Source organism: Pseudoxanthobacter sp., assembly GCF_036822375.1.
Classification (GTDB): Bacteria; Pseudomonadota; Alphaproteobacteria; order Rhizobiales; family Segnochrobactraceae; genus Pseudoxanthobacter.
Genome location: NZ_DAISHT010000222.1, coordinates 1 through 5424, shown reverse-complemented (window position 1 = coordinate 5424; position 5424 = coordinate 1). Strand labels below are relative to the sequence as shown.

General features: G+C 68.9%; 5 protein-coding genes. 2 read left to right on the top strand and 3 right to left on the bottom strand.

Annotated features, from left to right (window positions below):
• The 3 genes from V7067_RS15115 to V7067_RS15105 all read right to left on the bottom strand — a co-directional run.
• Positions 1-550: amino acid ABC transporter permease (locus tag V7067_RS15115; protein WP_334176734.1), on the bottom strand; the 550-nt coding region annotated here is incomplete at its 3' end.
• A gap of 112 nt (positions 551-662) precedes the next feature.
• Positions 663-1496, bottom strand: coding sequence for a transporter substrate-binding domain-containing protein (locus tag V7067_RS15110; protein ID WP_334176733.1), 834 nt, complete (start codon positions 1494-1496; stop codon positions 663-665).
• Between the two features lie 239 nt (positions 1497-1735).
• Entirely contained in the window at positions 1736-3091 is a 1356-nt protein-coding gene (locus V7067_RS15105) for a formimidoylglutamate deiminase (RefSeq protein WP_334176732.1), read from the bottom strand.
• Positions 3092-3229: 138 nt separating this feature from the next.
• Between V7067_RS15105 and hutI the strand changes: the two genes are divergently transcribed.
• Positions 3230-4474, top strand: a complete 1245-nt coding sequence (gene hutI / locus V7067_RS15100; protein ID WP_334176731.1) for an imidazolonepropionase — start codon at positions 3230-3232, stop codon at positions 4472-4474.
• A 2-nt stretch (positions 4475-4476) separates the two neighbouring features.
• Positions 4477-5424 (top strand): aromatic amino acid lyase (locus tag V7067_RS15095; RefSeq protein ID WP_334176730.1); only part of this gene is annotated, 948 nt, incomplete at its 3' end.

The window sequence follows — 5424 nt, the reverse complement described above, 5'->3', positions numbered from 1 at the left end:
CATAGAGCGGCAGCGGCAGGAAGGTGGAGGCCGCCAGATCCTGCGTCATGCGGGTGAGTTCGATCACGCCCACCACCGAGACCAGCGACGAGGCCTTGAGGATCATGATCACCTCGCTCGTCAGCGCCGGAATGGTGAGCCGCACGGCAATCGGCAGGCGGATGCGGCGGAAGGTGGCAAAGCCGCCGAGCCCGCACATATCCGCCGCCTCGATCAGCCCCCGCGGCACCGCGCCGAAGCCGCCGCGCAGGATTTCGGCCTGATAGGCCGCAGTGCACAGCGACATGCCGATGACGGCGGCCACCGAACTGGGCACATCGAACCCGATCTTCGGCAACAGATGATAGATGAGCAGCAGCTGCACCAGAAGCGGCGTGCCACGGAAGAAGCTGACGAACAGCCGGCCCGCACGGCGGGCGGCGGCATTCGACGACATCATGCCGGCGCACACCACCGAGGCGATGACGAAGCCGATGGCGATCGAAATCGCACTGATGACGATCGTCGTTCCGGAGGCCTCGACCAGCAGCCAGAAAAGCGCCCACGACATGAGCGAGACCCTTTGGCATTTCGGAAGATTGGACGGGCGGCACGGCGGCCGGCCCGGAAAACAAAAATCCCCGGCCGTACCAGTGAAGGCACGGCCGGGGATGAAAGCACGATCAGAAGTTCGGGGTTCCGACGTCGTCCGGCGTCTGGAAGCTCTGGCCGAACCACTTCTCCTGCAGCTTGGCCATGCGGCCGTCGGCCTTGAGCTTGAGCATGGCGTCGTTCACGGCCTTGTTGAGCGTGTCATATTCCGCGCCCTTGTGCTCCGGGAACGCGAAATAGGAGGCCGCGCCGAACGGCGGCAGCACCACCTCGAACACCGGACGCTGGGTGGCGAGGTAGGCGATGTTCGGCAGCGAGTTGGCGACCGCCACGATGCGGCCCGCGGCGAGATCGGCATAGGCCTCGTTGAACGAGACATATTCCTTGATTTCCACCGGCTTCGGCAGGGTCTTGGCATATTCCTGCAGCTGGGCGAGCTGGGCGGTCGCCTTGCCCGAACCCACGGCCTTGCCGGCGATGTCTTCCGGCTTGGCAAGGGCGGCATCGCCCTTCTTCTTCAGCAGCGCCACGGTCGCCTCGGCGATCGGCGGGGAGAAGTCGTAGCGCTCCAGACGGGCCTTCGTCACGGTCGCCGGACCGGCGACGATGTCGAACTTGCCGCTTTCCAGACCCGGCAGCACGCCATCCCACGGCAGGGTGACCCACTCGATCTTCAGGCCCAGTTCCTTGCCGACCTCATCGAACAGATCGACGTTGAAGCCGACATGCTTGCCGGCGTCGATGAAGTCAAACGGGGCAAAGGCGGTCTCGGTGCCAACCTTCAGAACGCCGGCTTTCTTGACGTTCTCAAGTACGTCTGCCGACGCACTGTCGATTGCAACGCCGGAAACGCCAGCCATCAGGCCGAGGGCCAGCGAGAGCTTGAGGAGCAAACGCCTGTTCATTTCGACGACTTCCCTTCTGGATTCGTTCTGATCGTTACAAGGCCCGACAAAGCGGCTCGGGCTTTGTCTAGACATAATGCTCATCGGCGAAGCGCCGCCTGTCAACCGCCTAATTGCGCATCACCGGCATTCCGCGCACAAAAATCGCGCACAGGCAATCGGTGCATGGCCGCGCACCCGCACGAGCAGATCCCGCCCCGGCAAATCCCGCACAGGCCTTCGGGCCCGGCCAGCCGCTCTCAGGCCGCCAGTTCGCGCGCCACGGCGGCAAAGGCCGCCTCGGCCGCCGCGCGGGCGACATGCACACCGTCTTTTACCACCTGCCGTCCGGCAACGAAAACATCGCGCACCGGATTGCCGGCCGCGGCGAAGATCCACGCATCCAGCAGGCCGTCGCCGCTGCGGCCGACGAGGGCCGGGTGGTCGTCGTCGAGCACCACGAAATCGGCGCTGGCGCCCGTCGCCAGAACGCCCAGCGGCAGCCCCAGCGCCTGCGCGCCGCCCGCCGCGGCGGCCTCGAACAGCGTGCGGCCGGTGGAAAGCGGCGGCTTTGCCAGGCGGTTGCGGGCACGGTCGCGCAGCCGCTGGCCCTGCTCCAGCAGGCGCAGTTCCTGCGGCAGCGAGATCAGCACATTGGAATCGCTGCCCACGCCCCAGCGTCCGCCAAGCGTGGTGTAATCCACCGCGGGAAACAGGCCGTCGCCGAGATCGGCCTCGGTCACCGGGCACAGCCCGACCACGGCGCCGCTCGCCGCCATGCGCGCCACCTCGCCCGCCGTCACGTGGGTGGCGTGGATCAGGCACCAGCGCGAATCGACGTCGAGCGAATCGAACAGATAATCCACCGGCCGCCGGCCGGTCGCCGCCTCGCAGTCGGCCACTTCCGCCGTCTGCTCGGCAATGTGGATGTGCACCGGCCCGTCGCCATGGGCCGCGGTCAGCAGCCGCAGCTCAGCCACGTTTGCCGCCCGCAGCGAATGGGGCGCAATGCCGGTGCGACCGCTGGCAAGGGCGCCGGTGGCGGCCTTCGCCCCCTCCACGATGCGCGCAAAAAGGTCGGGATCGCAGAGGAACCGCTTCTGGCCCTCGCCGGCCGGGCGGTCGCTGAAGCCGCCGTGGGCATAGAACACCGGCAGCAGGGTCAGCCCGATGCCGGTTTCCGCCGCCGCTTCCGCCACCGCAACCGCCATCGCGGCCGGGTCGTCATAGGGCCGGCCGTCCGGCTGGTGATGGACATAATGGAACTCGGCCACCGCGGTGAAACCGGATTCCAGCATCTCCACCTGCGCCAGTGCGGCGATGGCCTTCAGGCGCTGCGGGTTCATCGCCCCGGCGAAGCGATACATCGCCTCCCGCCAGGTCCAGAAATGATCGCTGGCCTGCCCGCGCCGCTCGGTGAGGCCGGCAAAGCCGCGCTGGAAGGCATGGCTGTGCAGATTGCCGGTGCCCGGCACCAGCGTGCCGGCGATGCGGGTTTCCGCCGGGCCGCCGAAATCCGGCTCGACCGCCGCAATGCGCCCGGCCTCCCAGGCGATCCGCACCTTTTCCCGCCAGCCCTCCGGCAACAGCGCCCGCTCGAAAACTGCCTCCGGCATGGCCCCGGCTCTCCTCGCATTCGCGGTGGATATCGAAATAAGCCTAGACATATTGACAGACGGACGCCTTCACCGCAAGCTTGCCCCAACGCCGAAATCGACGGCCGTCCGCGTCGCTCTGGTTCCGAAGGTCCGACCATGTCAGCGCCTCCCGCTTCTCCGCCCGCTTCCCCGTCTGCGGCCGTCTACGACCGTGTCTTCGTCAATGCGCACCTCGCCACCATGGCGGCGGGGGCGGCGGGGCTCGGCCTCGTGCACGATGGCGCGGTCGCCGTGAAGGATGGCCGCATCGCCTATGCCGGTCCGCGCGCCGGGCTGGCGGGCGAGGCGGAAGAGACGACCGACTGCGGCGGCCGCTGGATCACCCCCGGCCTGATCGACTGCCACACCCACCTCATCTATGCCGGCAACCGGGCGGGCGAGTTCGAGGCCCGCCTTGCCGGCGCCTCCTACGAGGAGATTGCGCGGGCCGGCGGCGGCATCGCCTCCACCGTGCGCGCCACCCGCGCCGCCTCCGAGGATGAGCTGGTCGCAAAGGCGCTGGTGCGCCTCGACCGGCTGATGGCCGACGGCGTGACCACCATCGAGGTCAAGTCGGGCTACGGCCTCGATCCCGACAGCGAAATGAAGATGCTGCGCGCCGCCCGCCGCCTCGGCATGGAACGGGATGTCGGCGTCGTCACCACCTTCCTCGGCGCCCACGCCTTTCCGCCGGAGGCCGCCGGCGACCATGCCGGCTATGTCGACCGCGTCGTGAACGAAATGCTGCCCGCCGTGGCAAAGGCCGGCCTCGCCGATGCGGTGGACGGCTTCTGCGAGGGCATCGCCTTTTCGCCGGCGGATATGGAGCGCGTGTTCGCCGCGGCGGAGGCCCACGGGCTGAAGGTGAAGCTCCACGCGGACCAGCTCTCGAACCTGCACGGCGCCGCGCTGGCCGCCCGCTACGGTGCGCTGTCCGCCGATCATCTGGAATGCACCGACGAGGCCGGCGCCGCAGCCATGGCGGCCGCCGGCACGGTGGCGGTGCTGCTGCCGGGCGCGTTCTATTTCATCCGCGAAACGCGGGTGCCGCCGGTCGAGGCCTTCCGCCGCCACGGCGTGGCCATGGCGCTGTCGACCGACTGCAACCCCGGCACCTCGCCGATGACCTCGCTGCTGCTCACACTCAACATGGCCGCCACGCTGTTCCGCATGACGGTCGAGGAATGCCTGCTTGCCGTCACCCGCCATGCCGCCAAGGCACTCGGCCTTGAGGCCGAAGCCGGCACGCTGGAACCCGGCCGGCAGGCCGATCTTGCCATCTGGTCCATCGAGACCCCGGCCGAGCTCGTCTACGCGCTCGGCGCCACGCCCCTGCACGCCCGCATCCGGAAAGGTCGCTGAGAATGTCTTCTGTTGAACTGCTGCCGGGCGAAGTCAGCCTCAGCCAGTGGGCCGCGGTGGCCCGCGGCGCCGCCGCCACGCTCGATGCCCGCGCCATTCCGCTGATCCGCGCCGGCGAGGCCGCCGTTGCCGCCATCGTCGCCGAAGGCGAGCCGGTCTATGGCATCAACACCGGGTTCGGCAAACTCGCCAGCGTGCGCATCGCCGATGCCGATCTGGCGCGGCTGCAGCACAACCTCGTCATCAGCCATGCCAGCGGCGTGGGCGAACCGCTCGCCCTGCCGGTCGTGCGGCTGATGATGGCGCTGAAGCTCGCCAATCTCGGCCGCGGCGCCTCGGGCGTGCGGCTGGAAACCGCCCGCCTGCTGGAAGCCATGCTGGCGAAGGGCGTCCTTCCGGTCGTGCCGTCGCAGGGTTCGGTCGGCGCCTCGGGCGACCTTGCGCCGCTCTCCCACATGACGGCTGCGATGATCGGCGTCGGCGAGGCCTTCTTTGAAGGCGAACGGCTGCCGGCAGCGGAGGCGCTGGCCCGCGCCGGCCTGAAGCCGGTGATGCTCGGCCCCAAGGAAGGGCTGGCGCTGCTCAACGGCACCCAGTTCTCCACCGCCAACGCCCTTTATGCGCTGTTCAGCACCGAGCGCGTGTTCCGCGCCGCCCTCATCGCCGGCGCGCTGACCACCGATGCCGCCAAGGGATCGGACGGGCCGTTCGATCCGCGCATTCACGCCCTGCGCCGCCATCCGGGCCAGATCGAAACCGCCCATGCGCTGAACGATCTGATGGCCGGCAGCGCCATCCGCGCCAGCCACGTCACCGGCGACGACCGCATTCAGGATCCCTACTGCCTGCGCTGCCAGCCGCAGGTGATGGGCGCGGCGCTCGATATCCTGCGCTCGGTCGCCGCCACGCTGGAGCGCGAGGCCAACGGCGTCACCGACAACCCGCTGATC

Coding starts and splice junctions, on each gene's coding strand:
- V7067_RS15110 (WP_334176733.1), bottom strand. CDS start 1,496: ATGAACAGGCGTTTGCTCCTCAAGCTCTCGCTGGCCCTCGGCCTGATG.
- hutI (WP_334176731.1), top strand. CDS start 3,230: ATGTCAGCGCCTCCCGCTTCTCCGCCCGCTTCCCCGTCTGCGGCCGTC.
- V7067_RS15105 (WP_334176732.1), bottom strand. CDS start 3,091: ATGCCGGAGGCAGTTTTCGAGCGGGCGCTGTTGCCGGAGGGCTGGCGG.